Here is a 20,183-nt window from a genome sequence, read left to right on the forward strand (position 1 = left end):
CAAGGCGCCGAAGTAAACCAAGTCGCAAGCCAAGCGACAAAACAAACCGCAAGCGATGACAGCAAACAGGCCCGTATCGCGGCAGCGGTTGCCAAGGCCAAAGCCAAAAAAGCTGCGGCGGCATCTGAATCAACTGCGACCGATAATAATGACGTGGGATCAGCGCAAGGCGCCGAAGTAAACCAAGTCGCAAAAGCTACAAAACAAACCGCAGACGACAGCAAACAGGCCCGTATCGCGGCAGCGGTTGCCAAAGCCAAGGCCAAAAAAGCTGCGGCGGCATCTGAATCAACTGCGACCGATAATAATGACGTGGGATCAGCGCAAGGCGCCGAAGTAAACCAAGTCGCAAGCCAAGCGACAAGACAAACCGCAGACGACGACAGCAAACAGGCGCGTATTGCCAGGGCTGTAGCCAAAGCCAAACAAAAGGCCAAAGAGAAGGCGCTCAGCGCACAGGAGAAAGATTGATATGGCGTTTAAAATAGCCTCCTCCCCCCATGTCAGCCGGCCGCTGCAAACCAGCACTGTGATGCAAAGGGTGCTGCTCTGCGCCCTGCCCGGCTTGGTAGTCCAGTGTGTATTTTTTGGCTGGGGCAGCCTTATTCAGGTACTGCTGGCGGTGATGGTCGCTTTGATTTCAGAGGCCGCCATCCTCAAGTTGCGCAAACGCAAGGTACTTTCGACGCTGTCGGATAACAGCGCGGCTCTAACAGCGGTTCTTATCGGTATTGCCATACCGCCGCTCGCCCCTTGGTGGATGGTGGTGATAGGCACAAGTTTTGCCATCATCATGGTAAAACAGCTGTATGGCGGTTTGGGGAACAACCTGTTCAACCCGGCCATGGCCGCCTATGTGCTGCTGTTGGTAGCCTTCCCGGTACAGATGACCAGTTGGGTTGCTCCGGCGACTGTTGCCCAGCACTCTCCGGATTTTCTCACCAGCTTGCAGGTGATTTTCGGCGCCAGCCAAGGCAGCGTTGCCGAATACTTCCAGCTCGGTATCGATGGTGTCACCATGGCGACACCGCTTGATACGCTGAAGACGGATCTCTCTATGGGAATGACCACCACCGAGAGCCTGCAAAAACCGATTTTTGCCGGCACTATCAACAGTGGCTGGTTCTGGGTCAACCTGGCCTACCTGTGCGGCGGCCTGGCGCTGTTGAAGATGAAGCTTATCCGCTGGCATATCAGTGTTGGTGTATTGGCATCGCTGTTTATCTGTAGCGGCTTTGCCTATGCGCTTGGGCCAGATACCCATGTCAGCCCGCTTATTCACCTGTTCAGTGGCGCCACCATGCTGGCGGCTTTCTTTATTGCCACAGATCCTGTAACCGCGCCCGCCAGTAACCGGGGCCGATTGATCTTCGGCGCCCTTATCGGCCTGGTGGTTTACCTTATCCGAAGCTTTGGCGGGTACCCTGACGCCTTTGCTTTTGCGGTGCTGCTGGCCAACCTGTGCGCCCCTTTGATCGACTACTATGTCAAACCCCGAGCCTATGGCCATCGTGCCGGACATTGATAGCAAGAGAGATAGACAGTGCAAAAATCCATGTTGAAAAATGGCCTGCTTTTGGGCCTGTTTGCCCTGATATGCACCGCTGTGGTGGCGGTTGTCAATGACAGTACCCGGGATGCGATTATGGCTCAGCAAAAGTTGGAGCTCAAACGCACCCTGGAGCAGATCATCCCCAATGAACTGCACGACAATCCGCTCGAGGAAAGCTGCATTCTATTGCAGGACAGAGACGCCCTGGGCACGACTCAGCCCATGCCGGCCTATATCGCTACCCAAGATGCCCAGCCAGTCGCCATTGCCATCGAAACCATAGCCCCAGATGGCTACAATGGTGAAATACGCTTGATCATAGGTATCAAGACTGACGGCACTGTGCTTGGGGTTCGTACCCTGTCGCATCAGGAAACCCCTGGGCTGGGTGACAAGATTGAGCGCAAAAAATCTGATTGGGTGGACAGCTTTATCGGCAGAAAGCTTCAGGGCAGTGATGACAAGGCCTGGCATGTGAAAAAAGACGGTGGTGAAATCGATCAGTTTACCGGGGCGACCATTACCCCCAGGGCTTACGTCAAGTCGATAAGAAATACCCTGGCCTTCTTTGAAGCCAATAAGCAGGCCCTCTTTTCGCAATCACAGACATGTGAGGCAAGCCAATGAGTTTATATCGTGATATCGCCTGGCAAGGCTTGTGGAAAAATAACCCCGGACTGGTGCAGATGTTGGGACTCTGTCCCCTGTTGGCGGTGACCTCTACCTTTACCAACGCCCTGGGGCTTGGACTCGCTACCGCAGTAGTGTTAATTGGTTCCAACACCACAGTATCCCTGGTGCGCAACTTTGTCCCCAAAGAGATCCGCATCCCCATCTTTGTGATGATCATTGCCGCACTGGTAACCGCTGTGCAGTTGCTAATCAATGCCTACGCCTACGGCCTCTACCTGTCTCTCGGTATTTTCCTGCCGCTTATCGTAACAAACTGCGTCATTATAGGCCGCGCCGAAGCCTTTGCCTCGCGTAATTCACCTATGGATGCCGCCTTTGACGGCTTGATGATGGGTATTGGCTTTACCTTGGTATTGATGGTGCTCGGTGGCGGCAGGGAAATACTGGGGCAAGGCACCCTATTTGACGGCGCCGATCTGCTTCTTGGGCCTTGGGCTGCGAGCCTGCGTATTGAAGTTTGGCAAGTCGATACCCCCTTCCTGCTGGCGATGTTGCCTCCCGGTGCCTTTTTGGGTATGGGGCTGCTGATTGCCCTGAAAAACGCAATCGACAAGAAACTCGCCGATCGTCAACCCAGAGAGCAAACTGCGCCAGTGGAACGCGCCAGGATCACCAAAGTCAACTGAGGTCATTGAGTGAACAAAGACAAGAGACGGGCGATACTCGAACGCCTGCGGGACAATAATCCTCATCCCCAGACAGAGCTGAATTATTCCAGCCCTTTTGAATTACTGGTGGCGGTAACGCTTTCGGCGCAGGCAACCGACGTCAGTGTCAACAAGGCCACTGACAAGCTGTTTCCGGTGGCCAATACCCCACAGGCTATCGCAGACCTTGGGGTTGATGGGCTGAAGGAGTATATCAAGACCATAGGGCTTTATAACAATAAGGCCATCAATGTGGTGGCACTGTCCAAGATCCTTGTCGAGCAGTACAACGGCGAAGTCCCTGAAAACCGCGAGGCGTTGGAGTCTCTGCCCGGGGTCGGCCGTAAGACGGCCAATGTGGTGCTCAACACCGCCTTTGGTTGGCCAACCATAGCGGTCGACACTCATATTTTCCGGGTCAGCAATCGCACCCGCTTTGCGCCGGGGAAAAATGTTCAGGAAGTAGAAGATAAACTGCTCAAAGTGGTGCCGGCCGAGTTCAAGGTTGACGTCCACCACTGGCTTATTCTTCACGGGCGCTATACCTGCATTGCCAGAAAGCCCCGCTGCGGCAGTTGTCTGATTGAAGATCTGTGTGAATTCAAAGAAAAAATCTATCCGGATGACTGATCCGGAAACGACAATGCCGCCCGAAGGCGGCATTGTCTTACGTATTCTTACTCAACGCCAATCAGAACATCTGTACAATCATAGCGGCGAAAACGATTGCAATTACCAAGGTAGATCCAATAGCCATTTTCAATTCTGTAGTCATGCTTGTCTCCTGCATCCAGCTAAGATAGGGTTGACACCATTATTAATGAAGCAGACACAAATACCATGTTTATTTCATGGATTTGTGAACTGGCTATCAAGTTCGCAGCGGTCAGAGCCAATCCATTTGGGAGAGATTCTCAGTTCGCTGAATATTGCTTGATTATCCACGCTACGGAAACTCATTCAGTTTCCGCTATAGAACCAAAAGAGGTAGTAATGTCACAAGTTCTGCATACCATGCTTAGAGTGGGAAACCTTGAACGCAGCATCCATTTCTATACTGAAATCATGGGGATGAAGCTATTGCGTCAATCGGAAAATCCTGAATATAAATACACTCTGGCCTTTGTCGGCTACGGCGAAGAATCAAGCGGTCAGGCCGTCATCGAACTGACCTACAACTGGGGTACAGAGCAATATGATATGGGTAATGCCTTTGGTCATATCGCCATAGGTGAAGAAGATATCTATGCTCGCTGTGAAGCTATCAGCGCAGCCGGTGGCAAAGTTATCCGTGCACCAGGCCCAGTGGCCGGTGGTAGCACTGAAATCGCTTTTGTGGAAGATCCTGACGGTTACAAAATCGAGCTCATTCAAATGAGTTCGGCTGAAAACGGCTTGGGCTAACAACGCAAATGTAAAGAAGCCATCGGCAAAGCCGGTGGCTTTTGACCTACTTCCTAAGACGGCATTGAGCTAGCTGCGCCCAACCAGGGTTATAGCCTGCTTGCAGCTGATATTTCTGGGCAGTTCTCATACAAACCGCTTTATTGTTGCCCCCCTCTCATAAAATCAGCTAATGGGTGGCAGTATTTAACATAAGCGCGACGGTAAAGCCGAGAAAAACGCTCACCTCCATAGCAGGTGAATTCAGTGTGACAAAAGAAAAGGCCGGAACATCTCCGGCCTCTTGCACTGATGCGCTTATAAAGCGCTGAGATTAATCTCAGGCTTCATCCTGCTTGTACTTGGCAGCAGTTTCCTTGATCAAGGTCTGTAGCTCCCCTTTTTGGTACATCTCGGTCAGGATATCGCAACCGCCGATCAGCTCACCTTCTACCCATAGCTGAGGAAAAGTCGGCCAATTGGCATACTTGGGCAATTCAGCACGGATATCAGGATGCTGCAGAATATCAACAAACGCGAACTGCTCGCCGATATTGATCATGATCTGAGCCACCTGAGAGGAAAAACCGCAGCTGGGTAATTTGGGCGAACCTTTCATGTAAAGGATGATGGGGTTTTCAGCAATTTGCTGCTTAATTTTTTCAACAGTTTCCATTTACGTTCCTGAGTACGACACTATATTTGATTCGCTATTGTACGCGAGAGAAACGCAGAACAAAATCACACTATTTGTAAGGTTATTTAGCCATTTGATTTTTCAATGATGTCAATCTGCTCAATCACTCAAACAATGATTCACTTCACAAATTTTATCGGTACAATAGGTGGCAGTGAGCAAGTCTGAAAATGATAAACCAAGTCCATGGAGAGATACTAATGGCTTTCGAATTACCCGCATTACCATATGCCAAGAACGCACTGGAACCCCACATTTCTCAGGAAACCATCGAATACCACTACGGTAAGCACCACAACACTTACGTGGTTAAGCTGAACGGTCTGATCGAAGGCACTGAATTCGCCGGCAAGACCCTGGAAGAGATAGTAAAAACCTCCAGCGGCGGTATTTTCAACAACGCAGCTCAGGTTTGGAACCACACTTTTTACTGGAATTGTCTGGCGCCTAACGGCGGCGGCGAAGCCACTGGTGCTGTAGCCGAAGCCATCAATGCTGCTTTCGGTTCTTTTGAAGCCTTCAAGACTCAGTTCACCGAGTCCGCGGTCAACAACTTTGGTAGCGGCTGGACCTGGCTGGTGAAAAAGGCGGATGGCACTGTCGCTATCGTTAACACCAGCAACGCAGCTACTCCGCTGACTGATGCTTCAGTAACCCCACTGCTGACCGTTGACGTTTGGGAACACGCTTACTACATCGACTACCGTAACGTTCGCCCTGACTACATGGCGCACTTCTGGCAGTTGCTTAACTGGGATTTTGTTAACCAAAACTTCGCCGGTTAATTCTTATCAAACTGAGTCACTAAAAAGGAGCCTGATGGCTCCTTTTTTATGGTTCACAAACACTTCCTCACCGACAAATCCAACCATCGTAAGCTCATAACGCTCCTTTACGCCACAAGTGCAACTATTGCTTTTGCAACTATTTGCCTTTGTTTTTATTTATGTTTTTTTTGACATGCAACACAAATTAGTGTCTAAGATTAATGATAGGTGACTGCCAAAGACAGTTCCCTTCCCAGACATATTTGGCGTTTCAGGGGGTTTAACATGGGCATATTTGAGCACTACCAACAGCGCTATGAGAAGAAACTCGATGAAGAATACACATTACAGGAGTTTCTCGAAATCTGTAAGCAAGATCGCAGCGCCTACGCTTCGGCAGCAGAAAGACTGCTAATCGCCATCGGTGAGCCGGAAGTGATCGACACTTCCAAAAATCAGGTTCTGAGCCGGATATTTTCCAACCGCTTAATCTCTCGCTATCCCGCGTTTAAAGACTTCTACGGCATGGAAGATGCCATAGAGCAGATAGTCTCTTACCTTAAACACTCGGCCCAAGGGCTGGAAGAATCCAAGCAGATCCTTTACCTGCTGGGACCTGTCGGTGGCGGTAAATCTTCGCTGGCAGAGAAGCTCAAGGCCTTGATGCAACAAGTGCCCATCTATATTCTCAGCGCCGATGGAGTCAGAAGTCCGGTCAACGACCACCCTTTCTGCCTGTTTGATGCCGAGGAAGATGGCAAGTTGCTGCAGGAAGAGTACCAGATCCCGACCCGTTATCTGCGCAGTATCATGTCGCCTTGGGCGGTCAAACGCCTGCATGAATTTGGCGGCGATATCTCTCGCTTCCGAGTCGTCAAAGTGTTTCCTTCGGTGCTGGATCAAATTGCCATCGCCAAAACTGAGCCAGGAGATGACAACAACCAGGACATCTCTTCTCTGGTGGGCAAGGTCGACATTCGCCAACTGGAGCACTTTGCCCAGAATGATGCTGATGCTTATTCCTATTCAGGAGCATTGTGCCGTGCCAACCAAGGCTTGATGGAGTTTGTGGAGATGTTCAAGGCACCGATCAAGGTGCTGCACCCACTGCTGACCGCCACTCAGGAAGGAAACTATAACGGTACCGAAGGTTTATCGGCCCTGCCCTTTAACGGCATTATTCTGGCTCACTCCAACGAGTCTGAATGGAGCAGCTTTAAAAATAATAAAAACAATGAAGCCTTCCTCGACCGTGTTTATATCGTTAAGGTGCCCTACTGCCTGCGGGTGTCGGAAGAGATGCAGATTTACCGCAAGCTTATCGCCAATTCAGAACTGACCAAGGCGCCCTGTGCCCCAGGCACACTGGAGACCTTGGCTCAATTCAGCGTGCTCTCAAGGATCAAGACCCCGGAGAACTCCTCCGTCTACTCCAAGATGCGGGTCTATGACGGTGAAAGCCTCAAGGATACCGACCCCAAGGCCAAGTCTTACCAGGAATATCGTGACTATGCCGGGGTCGATGAGGGTATGCACGGACTATCGACCCGCTTCGCGTTCAAGATCCTCTCCAAGGTCTTTAACTTCGACCATTCTGAAATTGCCGCCAACCCAGTGCACCTCTTCTATGTGCTGGAGCGGCAGATAGAGCAAGAGCAGTTCCCTTCCGATACCGCAGAAAGGTATATGGAGTTTCTGAAGGGCTATCTGATCCCTAAATATGTTGAGTTTATCGGCAAGGAGATCCAGACCGCTTATCTGGAATCTTACTCGGAATATGGTCAGAACATCTTCGACCGTTATGTCACCTATGCCGACTTCTGGATCCAGGATCAGGAGTACAGAGATCCGGAAACCGGCCAACTGTTTGACCGGGCCGCACTCAACGCCGAATTGGAGAAAATAGAAAAGCCGGCCGGGATAAGTAATCCCAAAGACTTCCGCAATGAGATAGTCAACTTTGTGCTCAGGGCCAGGGCCAATAACGATGGCAACAACCCGCAATGGACCAGCTATGAGAAACTCAGAACCGTGATCGAGAAAAAGATGTTCTCAAATACGGAAGATCTCCTGCCAGTCATATCTTTCAACGCCAAGACCTCCACAGACGATCAGCGCAAACATGATGATTTCGTCAATCGTATGATGGAGAAAGGCTACACCAAGAAACAGGTGCGCCTGTTGTCCGAGTGGTACTTACGGGTACGTAAGTCTTCATAGCTGTGCCCTTTCGGGGCCTTCGGGCCCCGGTATTTGCTTTGGGAGGTGCGTATGGCGAACTTTATCGACAGGCGGTTGAATGCCAAAGGAAAGAGCACGGTTAACCGTCAGCGGTTTATTAACCGCTATAAACAACAAATTAAAAAAGCGGTCAGTGATGCCGTCACTCACCGCAGCGTCACAGATGTCGACAAGGGAGAAAAGATCAGTATCCCCACCAAAGACATCAGCGAGCCCGTGTTCCATCAAGGCCCTGGCGGCGTGCGTGAGCGAGTGCATCCGGGCAACGACCAATTTACCCGCGGCGACAAGATAGACAGGCCTCAGGGGGGCGGCGGTGGTGGCAGCGGCAAGGGCGATGCCTCGAACTCAGGCGAGGGTCAGGATGACTTTGTATTTCAAATCTCCAAAGATGAATACCTCGAGCTCTTGTTTGAAGATCTTGAGTTGCCCAACCTGCAAAAAAACCGCCTGAACAAACTGGTGGAATATCAAACTTACCGAGCCGGTTACACCAATGATGGTGTGCCCTCCAATATCAATATCGTCCGTTCTTTGAGATCGTCTCTGGCGCGGCGCACCGCCATGTCTGCAGACAAGAAGCGGCGACTGCTGGAGCTGGAAAACGAACTGGCAGAGCTGGAAAACACCCCGGGAGCCAGTGCCGAGCGGATTTTGCAACTCAAAGAGGAGATTGAGGAGCTTAAACAGCGCATCGCCAAGGTGCCCTTTATTGACACTTTCGATCTGCGCTACAACAACTTTGCCAAACGGGAAGTGCCCACCAGTCAAGCGGTGATGTTCTGTCTTATGGATGTCTCCGGCTCCATGGATCAGGCCACCAAGGATATGGCCAAACGCTTTTATATATTGTTGTACCTGTTTCTAACCCGCACTTACAAGAATCTAGAGGTCGTCTATATCCGTCATCACACCCAGGCCAAAGAAGTGGATGAACATGAGTTTTTCTACTCTCAGGAGACAGGCGGCACCATAGTTTCCAGTGCGCTGAAACTGATGCACGAAATTCAACAGGAACGCTATCCGGCCAATGAATGGAATATCTATGCCGCCCAGGCATCCGATGGCGACAACTGGGCCGATGACTCGCCCACCTGTTATCAGATCCTCGAAACACAACTGCTACCCGTAGTACGCTATTTCAGTTACATAGAAATCACCAACAGGGCGCACCAGACGCTCTGGCGTGAATATGAAACCCTGCAAAAACAATTCGATAATATGGCGGTACAACATATTCGCCAGGCGGAGGATATCTATCCCGTCTTCCGCGAATTGTTCAAGAAGCAGGCGGTTTAAGGGGAAGCGATTATGAGCAAAATGAAAACACGCCAGCCACTGAGCGACGGGCCTGAATGGACTTTTGAGCTGCTGGAAACCTATGAAAAGGAAATCGCCCGGGTCGCGGAGCATTATCGTCTTGGGACCTATCCCAATCAGATAGAGGTGATCACCGCCGAGCAGATGATGGACGCCTACGCCAGCATTGGGATGCCCATAGGGTACACTCACTGGTCCTTCGGTAAGCGTTTTATTGAAACCGAGCAGGGTTATAAGCGCGGCCAGATGGGGCTGGCTTATGAGATAGTCATCAACTCCAACCCCTGTATCGCCTATCTGATGGAAGAAAACACCCTCACCATGCAGGCCTTGGTGATAGCTCACGCCAGCTTTGGCCACAACAGTTTCTTCAAAAACAACTACCTGTTCCGCACCTGGACAGATGCCGGTTCCATCATTGATTATCTTGTCTTTGCCAAGCAATACATCAGTGAATGCGAGCGTAAATATGGCATAGATGAGGTGGAAAACTTGTTGGACTCCTGCCACGCCTTAATGAATTATGGCGTCGACCGCTACAAGCGCCCAACAGAAATCTCGTTTCGTGAAGAGCAGGCGCGCCAGAAAGAGCGCGAGGCCTATCTGCAAACCCAGGTCAACGACTTGTGGCGCACCATCCCTTCACAGCAGACCAAGGAGGAAGCCAAACAGCAAAAACGTTTTCCGTCAGAGCCACAGGAAAACATTCTCTACTTTATCGAAAAACATGCTCCATTGCTGGAGCCCTGGCAACGGGAACTGGTGCGTATCGTACGCAAGATGGGGCAGTATTTTTACCCGCAACGTCAAACCCAGGTAATGAACGAGGGCTGGGCCACCTTCTGGCATTACACCCTGCTCAATCATCTCTATGACGAAGGCTTGGTCACCGACAGATTTATGTTGGAGTTTTTACAAAGTCACACCAATGTGGTGGCTCAGCCCGCCTACAACAGCCCTTATTACAACGGCATTAACCCCTATGCCCTGGGATTCAATATGTTCTGCGACATTCGCCGTATCTGCGAACAGCCAACAGAAGAAGATAGATATTGGTTCCCGGATATCGCCGGCAGCGATTGGCTGAAAACGCTACATTTTGCCATGGAAAACTTCAAGGATGAGAGCTTCATCAGCCAGTATCTATCCCCCACCATGATCCGCAAATTCAAGTTGTTTGGCGTACTCGATGATGAAAGCAAAAACTATCTGTCGGTATCTGCCATTCATGATGAACAGGGATACCGGGAGATCAGGCAAATTTTGTCTTCACAATATAATCTGTCCAACAATGAGCCCAATATTCAGGTACACAATGTTATGGTCAATGGCGATCGCTCGCTGACACTGAGGTATATCCCCAGTAACGGCATTCCTCTGGCAGACAGTTGCCGGGAAGTACTCAAACACCTGCATAGATTGTGGGGATTTGATGTAACCCTGGAGCAGAAAGAGGATGACGGCGAGATCAGAGTACTGGCCTCTTGTCCTGACAAAGGCGAATATATCTGACCGTCATCTGAGTAGGTTGTCCCACCTTGCCTCACAGGCCATTTACTCACAACGCAAAACAGAAGCTCCTGCTATACGCAAGAGCCTTTCTGTTTCATTGAGTTAGCTTCTACCTGTTAGTTTAGCGGCATCCTTAAACAAGGTAAAAAAGTTATCTGTGGTGTATTGGGCCAACTCTTCAAAGGACTCACCTCTGAGCTCGGCAACAAACTCGGCGACATCACGAACAAAGGCCGGCTGATTCTCTTTTCCCCGGTGAGGCACGGGTGCCAGATAAGGCGAATCGGTTTCGACCAGCAGCCTGTCTTTGGGGATTTTACGGATAACACTTCGTAGCTCACCGGCATTTTTAAAGCTGACGATACCGGAAACCGAAATATAAAAGCCCAGATCCATCGCCGCCTTGGCCATTTCCCAGTTCTCGGTAAAGCAGTGCAGTACCCCGCCGCACTGTTCAGCGCCACCGTTCTTCAATATGGCTATGGTGTCTTCTCTGGCATCCCGGGTATGAACAATCAAAGGCTTGGCCACTTCTCTTGCCAGCGCCACTTGTTGCTCAAAGCATTGTTGCTGCAAGGCCTTGGTATCATCAGCATAGAAATAATCCAGCCCTGTCTCGCCAATGGCCACAACTTTAGGGTCGGCGGCATAACGCTTGAGTTCATTGAGATCCAATCCCTCTTTCACATCCAGAGGATGCACCCCGGAAGACAGGAACACCTGCTCAAACCCGGCGACTTTGGCCTTCATCTCTGCAAAACCTTTTTGCCGGACATTGACGCAAAGAAAATAGTCTACCCCCCGAGCCTTGGCGGCATCGAGCAACTGACTGAGACTGTCGGGATCCGGCGCGGCTTTGAGGCGGTCGAGATGGCAATGGGAATCAACTAACACTTGAACATCCACCCAAAATAGAAAAGGACGGCAAGGATAGCGCCCTACATAGTGCAGGTCAAATCGCCCGAGGCCAGCTCTCTGGAGAGGAGTTTTTCGATATGATGCTTGTGTGATTCGGGATCCGAGAGAATTTTAACCCCTATTCCGGCCGGCCGTCCTCCGGAAGCGCCGAGCGGGTTGATCCACACCACGACCCCCTGAAACTCATTGACATGAGTGGAGCCCGGCAAACGATAACCTATCTGGATCTCCTGACCGAGGAAATGCCCCTCGGTCGTTGCCACAAACAGGCCCGCCGGCTGAATAAAAGGCATGTAAGCACGATACAACTGGTGCAGGGTGTCAAAATTCACTGTCAGATCGACCATAGGATACTTTTTAAGTTTTCAGTCTCTTATATTCTAAGACATAATTCTGGCAAAGCGCCAAGTAGTTGACACTCGGCATCTGGCTCAGACGATTACAGGTATCCATCACCTTGGCAGCCAGGGTCGCTATTCGCGTCCGTAGCAAGGGGTCCTCCCCTTCGGTGGTTAACAGCTCTCTATGTAACACCAAGTATAAAACTCTAAGTACATCAGAGATTTGTTCCTCACCTACTGTTAACAAACTAGCACACAGATGGCCCGTTAACAAACTGGCGCGCCAATCGCGGCGATAATCCAATAAGGTCTGGTATCTGTCAGATTGCAAAACCTCTGCCAATTTTAGCGGCCCGCCGACTACGGGCAAACACCAGGTAACATCGGCCGGCAGCGGCAATTGCTGCGCCAACCAGGACTGAATGGCACTCTTGTCCGGCAGTTTTACCTGCACTCTCTGACAACGACTGGATATGGTCGGCAGCAGCCCGGCGGTGCTGTCGGTCTGTAGAATAATCAGCGTCCCCTGCCCCGGCTCTTCCAGGGTTTTCAACAGTGCATTAGCCGCAGCTTGATTGAGGCGCTCGCTTTGGGCGATAAGCGTCACACGCCGCCCTCCTTGCTGGGCCGTGGAGGTCAGATCCTGACAAAGCGTCCGCACCTGATCCACTTTAATCTGTTTACCATCGGCTTCGAGAAGATGAAAATCGGGATGATTGCCGGCGAGCAGCAGTTGGCAGCTCTTGCAATGACCGCACTCTCCCCAAGCTGTGGGTTCGCTGCACAAGGCCGCCGCGGCTATCTCTTCGGCAAGCTTCAGGCCGCCATAGCCCTGGGAAAGCCCCAGCAGCAAGGCATGAGGCATCTGAGCCGAGTGCAGTTGCTGCATAAAACGGGCTTTGGCGTCACTCAACCAGGGCATGTCCACTTTCATCACTCCTTATACCGCGTGCTTACCAATCTTTGGTTTGCAACACAGCCAGAATATCTTTATGTACTTCGGCCATGCTCTGACTGGCGTCGATAACCGCTATGCTGTCGTCCTGTTGTGCCAGACTCAGATAGGTGGCACGGGTGCGTTCAAAGAAGGCCAGTTCCTGCTGCTCGATTCGATCCAGCTCACCACGGTTGGCGGCGCGGGTTAGCCCAAGGCTTGGCTCTATGTCGAGATATAGGGTCAAGTCTGGTTTAAAATCCCCAAGGGTGGCGGCGCTGACTGCGCTGACCAATGGCATCAAACCTCGACCACCGCCCTGATAAGCCAGGGACGACAGGTTGTGTCTGTCGCCGAGTACCCAACTGCCCTCGGCCAGTGCCGGCTTGATCACTCGGGCCACCAGTTGCGCCCTGGCGGCATACAGCAGCAGACATTCAGATTCATCACACAGAGGGTCGCTTGCATCGGCCACCTTCACCAAGTCGCGGATCTTCTCCGCCAACGGGGTACCGCCCGGCTCACGGGTACAGACAGGTGCCTTACCGGTATGTTTTTCGATAAAGTCTCGCACCAATGCGATGGCGCTGGACTTACCGGCGCCTTCCAGGCCCTCGATAACGATAAATTTTGCAGTGGCTTTTTGTGGCATTATCTCTTTCTCTGATACTGGTTCACGGCGCGGTTATGTTCGGCCAGTGTACGGGAAAATACATGACTGCCGTCATTGCGGGAAACGAAGTAGAGGTACTCTACGGCTTCCGGGTGTGCGGCCGCCAGCAAGGCTTCCCGCCCGGGCGCGGCAATAGGTGTCGGCGGCAGTCCAAAAATACGGTAGGTGTTAAATGGCGTTTCTTCGCGCAGATCTTTACGGGTGATATTGCCATCAAAGCGCTCACCCATGCCGTAAATGACTGTGGGATCTGTCTGCAAACGCATACGTTTTTTCAAGCGATTGACAAATACCGCCGCTATCTTGCCGCGCTCCTCTGCCAGGCCGGTTTCCTTTTCTATGATGGAGGCCAGGATCAAGAGTTCATAGGGACTCTTGAGCGGAATACTCTGATCCCGCTGCTGCCAGATACTCTCCAGTTGTTGCTGCATCTTGATAAAGCTTTGGGTCAACAACGTATTGAGCTCTGTGCCGGCACGATACTGATAGGTATCCGGGAAAAATTTGCCTTCCGGCAAGCCGCTGCTATCCCCTTGGGCTTCGAGCACATCGATAAACGGCTCGTCGCTGACTTTTAGATGCGCCAGGGTCTGCAGATACGCTTGCCACTCACGAATTGTCTTGCCCTCTACCAGCGTCAGGGTAAAGGTCTTCTCGTCACCGGCCACCAGCCGCTCCAGCAAAGACACAGGTGTGTCGCCGGGTTCAATCTGGTAAAGACCGCTGCGAATGGCGGTCATCTGCGGGTATAGCTTACCCCAGAGCTTCCAGTGCCAGTCAAACTCCAACAGCTGCTGATTTTGCAACTCTTGCCCCAACTGGTAAAAGGAGGTGCCTCGTTTCAGCAGCAGCTCTCTGGGTTCATCCAGCTTAAGCTCGGTGGCCGCAAAGCGGTTGAGTTCGCTATAACCCCAAAAACCGACACCCAACGCCAAAGTCATCAGGGTAAACACAAAGGCCAGGGCCGCAACTAAGCATTTTTTCATAATTGGATAGCAAGTGCCTTGCGAAGAGGTGTGCTGCCGGGCCAGAGTTCAAAGCTTTGCTGATCCACAGCAATAACATCGACCAAACCCAACAGACTGTTACTGATAAAGAGGTGCCGCGCCCGTTGCAGCATCTCTGTGTTGATAGGGCACAGCTGCACATCTATGCCCTGGTCGAGCAAGGCCACAATCAACTGCTGTCGCATCACTCCGGAGACACCAGAGTAATTCATGGCCGGTGAATATGCCGTCAGTTTACCTTGCTCATTAGGTAGTAGCAGAAACAGATTGGCCATCGAGGATTCGAGCAGTAAATCGTCGCAGTCCAGTACCAGCCAATCATCAAAACCTTCAGGCAATAACTGCGTCTTGATAAGCACCTGTTCCAGACGGTTGAGGTGTTTAATGCCGGCAAGCCTAGGCTGTTTGCCAAGCCTGATGGATGAGGTCTTGAGGGCAATCCCTTTTTGCTGCCAATCTGGGTAATGCGCCGGCAATGGCGCCAGGCTGATGACTTCGGTGACTAAAGCGTCTGCCGGCGGCGTATAACCACGTCCCCCCTCTCCCCGGGTGAGCTGCAACTTAAGGCAGCTATGGGGATTGGCGGCGGCGATACGCTTGAGGCTTGAGCGCAAGGCATCCGATGCCTGCCAGACAAAACCCAAACGCAGCGCCCCCTGAGTCAAGCGGGCAAGATGTTCATTCAGAAAGGCTATCTGTCCCTTACCATCTACCGCCATGGTTGCAAACAGGCCATCACCATAGGTAAAGCCTCGATCGCGAACGCAGACGCTATCCTGCTCTTTTCCCTGAACCCAGACACCACTCATGCGCAATCCAGGGCTCAGTCCTGGCTGATCCGACTGGCGACCGCATCCTGCTGATCGCGATACTTGGCGTTCTTGCGGGTATTGTAGGGTCTGGCCACAGGACGAGACAGGCGCTCAAAGTTCAGTGCCCCTATGGTCATCATGGGACGAAGTGCCAGCGGTAATTTACCGCTGTTGTAAAACTCAAGCACAATCCGCCCCTGCCAGCCCGGATCGATACGGTGCGCGGTTACGTGCACCATCAAGCCCAGACGCGCCAGTGATGAACGACCATCAAGCCAACCGACTATGTCGGAAGGCAGGTGAACACTCTCATAGGTCACCGCCAATGCCAGCTCGCCCGGATGCAAAAAGAAAGCATCGCCGTCGGCAATATCTATCTGCTCGCTCATCACCCTATCCAGCGCGGCCTGCACTTCGGCCTTGGGACCACTGAGATCTATATAAGGCGCAGTGTGATCCTTGAACACCCGAAACTGGTTACCCAGACGCACATCAACACTCACGCCACTGATGGCCTCTATGCCGGGACGGGGATCTATGACTATGCTGCCCTCGTCCAGACATTGTTCAATTTCGATATCAGTTAATCGCATCTCGCCTTCTAGCTCCCTGGATACTTGTGGTTATTTCGCCAGCAAATGCTGGATTCTGGCCTTGAGAATATCGGTGGCAATCCGGTTCTTGCCGCCCTTTGGCACTATGATGTCTGCATACTGCTTTGAGGGTTCGATAAACTGCAGAAACATGGGTCTTACCGTTTTCTGATACTGGCTGATAACAGACTCCATGGTGCGGCCTCGCTCGGCCACATCACGAGTCAGACGTCGCAGCAGACAGATATCCAGCGGTGTATCCATAAACACGCTGGCATCCATCAGTTCACGCAGCTTAGGGTCGGTCAGCAGCAAAATACCTTCGAGAATGATGACCTTTTTAGGGGTCATCTTCAAGGTATCGCTGGTGCGGGTATGCTCGGCGTAGCTATAGCAGGGAATATCCACTGCTTGCCCCTGCTTGAGCGCTACCAGGTGAGTGCTGAGCAGTTCATGGTCCAACGCCTTGGGATGGTCGTAGTTGGTCTTGACCCTCTCCTCCATGGACATATGGCTCTGATCCCGATAGTAGGCATCCTCATTGATAACCCCTATCTGATCTGTCCCTAAGTCTCGGCATAGCTCTTCAAATATGGTCTTGGCGATCAAACTTTTACCTGACGCCGAAGCCCCTGCTATCCCGATAACGACACACTGTGGCGAATTCATGCTGCGAAAACCTTACTCATCATCTGCTATTGCGATTGAAATACCGCTGTGATTCTTTTGTTTTGCCAGTTGGGCACCCACACGGCGGGCGATATCCCGGTAAATGCCGGCAACTTCACCCTCAGGCGCGGCCACCACAGTCGGCTCACCGTTATCCATATCCTCACGGATATTGATATGCAGAGGTAAGGCACCCAGCAAAGGCACTTGATAACGCTCGGCTATCTTGCTGCCACCATGAGTACCGAAAGGATGCTCTTTATGACCACAGGCAGGACACAGATGGAAACTCATATTTTCCACAATACCGACGACGGGGATGTTCACCTTCTGGAACATGGTGATACCTTTCTTGGCATCGGCCAGGGCGATATCCTGAGGCGTTGTGACTATCACAGCGCCGCTGACCGGCACTTTCTGCGACAGGGTAAGTTGGATATCCCCTGTGCCCGGAGGCATGTCAATCATCAGATAATCCAGCTCAGGCCATTGGGTTTCATTGAGCAGTTGCGCCAAAGCGCCGGCGGCCATTGGACCACGCCATACCGCGGCCTGATCATCGGTCAGCATGAAACCTATACTCTGGGCGCTGATACCGTGAGCCGTGGCGGCTGTCATATGCACGCCATCGGGGGATACAGGTCTGAATGTCGGGATCCCCAGCATCAATGGAATGGAGGGACCATAGATATCGGCATCCAAAATACCCACCCGGGCGCCTTCTGCCGCCAGGGCCAAGGCCAGGTTAACCGCTGTGGTAGACTTACCCACACCACCCTTACCGGAAGCAACGGCAATCACCTGCTTCACGTTGGGAATAGGGGCAATATTGCCAAGGGCCGAGTAGCTGAAAGGCTCAAAGCCAATCTCGCACTCCACCTCGTCGATGGCATCGAGCTTGGACAACTCATTGGTCAGCGCAATCACAGTATCGCGATATTGGGTCTGACAAGGATATGGATACAAGATGGTCAGCAGCAGCCTTTTACCATCCAAATCCAACTTACGAATACAACCGGCATCGACTAAACCCTGGGCCAGGTATGGATCCTGAAACGCATTGAGAATGGCAAGAACCGGACCGAGCAGATCGTCACTGAGACGATAGTCCTGAGAAGCAGAAGACAAAACGCAATCCCCTTTTGATAAATTTCGCCAAGTGTACCAGATAATGATGCGATTATTAGAGTAGAATTAACCCACTCATGTCAGGTTTTGATGAAAAAGCCGGATTAATCGGTTAGTATCTATGCCATTCTTTCAGGGCCTAGATTTAACAGAGAAAAGATGGCAACTACACAACGTAAAATCCTTGTTACCAGCGCGCTTCCATATGCCAACGGTCCCATTCACCTGGGCCACATGCTCGAGTACATACAGACAGATATCTGGTCCCGCTTTCAAAAACTTCGTGGCCATGAGTGTCATTATATCTGTGCCGATGATGCCCACGGTACACCTATCATGCTCAAGGCCCAGCAGATGGGGATCCAACCCGAAGAGATGATCGCCAAGGTCAATCAAGAGCATCAGCAGGATTTTGCCGAGTTCAATATTGCCTTTGACAATTATCACAGCACCCACAGCGAAGAGAACCGCCAGCTGGCCAACGAGATCTACCTCAAACTGCGCGATAACGGCTATATCAAGAGCAAGACTATTTCCCAGCTGTTCGATCCGGAAAAGTCCATGTTCCTGCCGGACAGATTCGTCAAGGGCACCTGCCCCAAGTGTAAGTCTGAAGACCAATACGGCGACAACTGCGACGCCTGTGGCGCCACCTACAGCCCAACCGAGCTGATCAATCCGCGCTCTGCGGTATCCGGTGCCACCCCGGTCATGAAAGAGACAGAGCACTTCTTCTTCGATCTGCCTGCCTTTGAAACCATGCTCAAAGAGTGGACCCATTCAGGGTCATTGCAGAGTGAAATGGCCAACAAGCTGGATGAATGGTTCGAGCAAGGCCTGCAGCAATGGGATATCACCCGTGATGCGCCCTACTTTGGCTTTGAGATCCCCGATGCGCCGGGCAAATACTTCTACGTTTGGCTCGATGCGCCTGTGGGCTACATGGGTTCATTCAAGAACCTCTGCGACAAGCGCCCGGAGCTGGACTTTGACGAGTTCTGGAATGCCGACTCAAAAGCTGAGGTGTATCACTTCATCGGCAAAGACATAGTCTATTTCCATAGTCTATTCTGGCCGGCCATGCTCAAAGGCGCCGGCTACCGTCAGCCAAGCAGTGTCTATGCCCACGGCTATGTCACTGTCAACGGCGCCAAAATGTCCAAGTCCAAGGGCACCTTTATCAAGGCCCGTACTTACCTGGATCATCTGGATCCTGAATATCTGCGCTACTACTATGCCGCCAAGCTCTCCAGCCGCATTGACGATCTGGACCTGAACCTGGAAGACTTTGCCGCCAGAGTCAACTCGGATCTGGTCGGTAAGCTGGTTAACCTGGCAAGCCGCACCGCCGGCTTTATCGTCAAGCGTTTTGACGCCAAACTGGCCAAAGTGGAAGACAACAGCCTGGCCGAGTCCTTCCTGGCCAAACAGGAGCTGATCGCCGAGCTTTATGAAGGTCGCGAATACGGCAAGGCGATGCGTGAAATCATGGCGCTGGCCGATGTCGCCAACGCTTACGTTGCCGATGAAGCTCCTTGGCAATTGGTGAAAAACGAAGAAACCTTGGCCCGCGCCCATCAGGTATGCTCAGTGGCGCTGAATTTGTTCCGTATTCTGGTGACTTATCTTAAGCCGGTACTGCCGCGCTTGGCCGCCGATGTTGAAGCCTTCCTCAAGCTGGAACTCAGCTGGAGCGGCTTGGCAATGGATATGGCCGGTCACCAAATCAATCCATTCAAGCCTATGATGCAACGTATCGAGCTCGATAAGGTGAGCGCCATGGTGGAAGCCTCCAAGGAAAGCCTCAAAGCAACCGAAGACACCCCCAAGGCCAGTGGTCCATTAGCGGATGACCCTATCAGCCCAACCATAGAGTTTGACGACTTTGCCAAGCTGGATCTGCGGATTGCGCTTATCAAGAAGGCCGAGCATGTCCCTGAAGCCAACAAGCTGCTCAAATTACAGCTGGATCTCGGCGGCGAAACCCGTCAGGTATTTGCCGGTATCAAGTCGGCTTATGCGCCGGAAGATCTCGAAGGCAAACTGACAGTAATGGTGGCCAACCTGGCTCCTCGCAAGATGCGCTTCGGCCTGTCTGAGGGCATGGTGCTGGCCGCGGGCCCTGGTGGTAAAGAACTGTGGATCCTTGAGCCCCATGAAGGTGCTCAGCCGGGCATGAGAGTCAAATAAACTCACATCCATAAATCCCCCTAAGGCCACTTCCGTGGCCTTTTTATTGGATCTGCCCAGCTAAATTAGCAATTAGAGCTTGATAACTTGATGTCTCTGATGCCTT

General features: G+C 51.8%; 20 protein-coding genes and 1 pseudogene. 11 read left to right on the plus strand and 10 right to left on the minus strand.

Annotation, left to right across the window (positions count from 1 at the left end):
- The 6 genes and pseudogenes from ACMHXH_RS06245 to gloA all read left to right on the plus strand — a co-directional run.
- A pseudogene (locus ACMHXH_RS06245) lies at window positions 1–471 on the plus strand (hypothetical protein); the annotation flags it as partial.
- Window position 472: 1 nt separating this feature from the next.
- Window positions 473–1,525 (plus strand): electron transport complex subunit RsxD, encoded by a 1,053-nt coding sequence (gene rsxD, locus ACMHXH_RS06250; RefSeq protein WP_039033978.1) that lies wholly within the window; start codon window positions 473–475, stop codon window positions 1,523–1,525.
- Window positions 1,526–1,543: 18 nt separating this feature from the next.
- The gene (rsxG, locus tag ACMHXH_RS06255; RefSeq protein ID WP_177192620.1) at window positions 1,544–2,179 is read left to right on the plus strand and encodes an electron transport complex subunit RsxG; all 636 of its coding nucleotides are present in this window, start codon (window positions 1,544–1,546) and stop codon (window positions 2,177–2,179) included.
- Window positions 2,176–2,871 carry an electron transport complex subunit E gene (locus tag ACMHXH_RS06260; protein ID WP_039033976.1) on the plus strand — a complete coding sequence of 232 codons (696 nt, stop codon included), beginning with the start codon at window positions 2,176–2,178 and terminating at the stop codon, window positions 2,869–2,871. The genes rsxG and ACMHXH_RS06260 overlap by 4 nt, the downstream gene beginning before the upstream one ends.
- Window positions 2,872–2,880: 9 nt before the next feature.
- The gene (gene nth, locus ACMHXH_RS06265; RefSeq protein WP_039033975.1) at window positions 2,881–3,522 is read left to right on the plus strand and encodes an endonuclease III; all 642 of its coding nucleotides are present in this window, start codon (window positions 2,881–2,883) and stop codon (window positions 3,520–3,522) included.
- Between the two features lie 363 nt (window positions 3,523–3,885).
- The gene (gene gloA, locus ACMHXH_RS06270; protein WP_039033974.1) at window positions 3,886–4,296 is read left to right on the plus strand and encodes a lactoylglutathione lyase; all 411 of its coding nucleotides are present in this window, start codon (window positions 3,886–3,888) and stop codon (window positions 4,294–4,296) included.
- A gap of 319 nt (window positions 4,297–4,615) precedes the next feature.
- Here the strand turns inward: gloA and ACMHXH_RS06275 are convergent, their stop codons facing one another.
- Window positions 4,616–4,951 (minus strand): Grx4 family monothiol glutaredoxin, encoded by a 336-nt coding sequence (locus tag ACMHXH_RS06275; protein WP_039033973.1) that lies wholly within the window; start codon window positions 4,949–4,951, stop codon window positions 4,616–4,618.
- Between the two features lie 221 nt (window positions 4,952–5,172).
- Between ACMHXH_RS06275 and sodB the strand changes: the two genes are divergently transcribed.
- From sodB to ACMHXH_RS06295, 4 genes are all read left to right on the plus strand, one after another.
- Complete coding sequence (sodB, locus tag ACMHXH_RS06280; RefSeq protein ID WP_025011619.1) at window positions 5,173–5,757, plus strand: superoxide dismutase [Fe]; 585 nt, start codon at window positions 5,173–5,175, stop codon at window positions 5,755–5,757.
- Window positions 5,758–6,024: 267 nt separating this feature from the next.
- Window positions 6,025–7,959 (plus strand): PrkA family serine protein kinase, encoded by a 1,935-nt coding sequence (locus ACMHXH_RS06285; protein ID WP_039033972.1) that lies wholly within the window; start codon window positions 6,025–6,027, stop codon window positions 7,957–7,959.
- A gap of 51 nt (window positions 7,960–8,010) precedes the next feature.
- Window positions 8,011–9,279, plus strand: coding sequence for a YeaH/YhbH family protein (locus tag ACMHXH_RS06290; protein WP_039033971.1), 1,269 nt, complete (start codon window positions 8,011–8,013; stop codon window positions 9,277–9,279).
- 12 nt (window positions 9,280–9,291) lie between these two features.
- Window positions 9,292–10,812: a SpoVR family protein gene (locus ACMHXH_RS06295; RefSeq protein WP_039033970.1), complete on the plus strand. Its 1,521-nt coding sequence runs from the start codon at window positions 9,292–9,294 to the stop codon at window positions 10,810–10,812.
- 102 nt (window positions 10,813–10,914) lie between these two features.
- Here the strand turns inward: ACMHXH_RS06295 and ACMHXH_RS06300 are convergent, their stop codons facing one another.
- The 9 genes from ACMHXH_RS06300 to apbC are packed head-to-tail and all read right to left on the minus strand — an operon-like array spanning window position 10,915 to window position 17,887.
- On the minus strand, window positions 10,915–11,706 hold the full coding sequence (locus ACMHXH_RS06300; RefSeq protein WP_039034016.1) for a TatD family hydrolase: 792 nt from the start codon (window positions 11,704–11,706) through the stop codon (window positions 10,915–10,917).
- A gap of 44 nt (window positions 11,707–11,750) precedes the next feature.
- Window positions 11,751–12,077, minus strand: coding sequence for a PilZ domain-containing protein (locus ACMHXH_RS06305; protein ID WP_025011164.1), 327 nt, complete (start codon window positions 12,075–12,077; stop codon window positions 11,751–11,753).
- Window positions 12,078–12,087: 10 nt separating this feature from the next.
- Complete coding sequence (gene holB, locus ACMHXH_RS06310) at window positions 12,088–13,005, minus strand: DNA polymerase III subunit delta' (protein ID WP_335912442.1); 918 nt, start codon at window positions 13,003–13,005, stop codon at window positions 12,088–12,090.
- Window positions 13,006–13,024: 19 nt separating this feature from the next.
- Window positions 13,025–13,657: a dTMP kinase gene (gene tmk / locus ACMHXH_RS06315; protein WP_025887713.1), complete on the minus strand. Its 633-nt coding sequence runs from the start codon at window positions 13,655–13,657 to the stop codon at window positions 13,025–13,027.
- Window positions 13,657–14,664 carry an endolytic transglycosylase MltG gene (gene mltG / locus ACMHXH_RS06320; protein WP_335912444.1) on the minus strand — a complete coding sequence of 336 codons (1,008 nt, stop codon included), beginning with the start codon at window positions 14,662–14,664 and terminating at the stop codon, window positions 13,657–13,659. Before mltG ends, tmk begins: the two co-directional genes overlap by 1 nt.
- Complete coding sequence (gene pabC / locus ACMHXH_RS06325) at window positions 14,661–15,494, minus strand: aminodeoxychorismate lyase (RefSeq protein WP_335912445.1); 834 nt, start codon at window positions 15,492–15,494, stop codon at window positions 14,661–14,663. Before pabC ends, mltG begins: the two co-directional genes overlap by 4 nt.
- Window positions 15,495–15,508: 14 nt before the next feature.
- Complete coding sequence (gene dcd / locus ACMHXH_RS06330; RefSeq protein ID WP_039033965.1) at window positions 15,509–16,090, minus strand: dCTP deaminase; 582 nt, start codon at window positions 16,088–16,090, stop codon at window positions 15,509–15,511.
- A 30-nt stretch (window positions 16,091–16,120) separates the two neighbouring features.
- The gene (udk, locus tag ACMHXH_RS06335) at window positions 16,121–16,759 is read right to left on the minus strand and encodes a uridine kinase (protein ID WP_039033964.1); all 639 of its coding nucleotides are present in this window, start codon (window positions 16,757–16,759) and stop codon (window positions 16,121–16,123) included.
- 12 nt (window positions 16,760–16,771) lie between these two features.
- A complete protein-coding gene (apbC, locus tag ACMHXH_RS06340; RefSeq protein ID WP_039033963.1) occupies window positions 16,772–17,887 on the minus strand; it encodes an iron-sulfur cluster carrier protein ApbC in 1,116 nt (371 codons plus the stop codon).
- A 159-nt stretch (window positions 17,888–18,046) separates the two neighbouring features.
- Here apbC and metG point away from each other — a divergent pair, with 159 nt between their 5' ends.
- Entirely contained in the window at window positions 18,047–20,077 is a 2,031-nt protein-coding gene (metG, locus tag ACMHXH_RS06345) for a methionine--tRNA ligase (RefSeq protein ID WP_039033962.1), read from the plus strand.
- The last annotated feature ends 106 nt before the right edge of the window (window positions 20,078–20,183 follow it).

This window comes from Shewanella sp. BJSY2023SW001 (assembly GCF_047314685.1).
Lineage (GTDB): Bacteria > Pseudomonadota > Gammaproteobacteria > Enterobacterales > Shewanellaceae > Shewanella > Shewanella indica.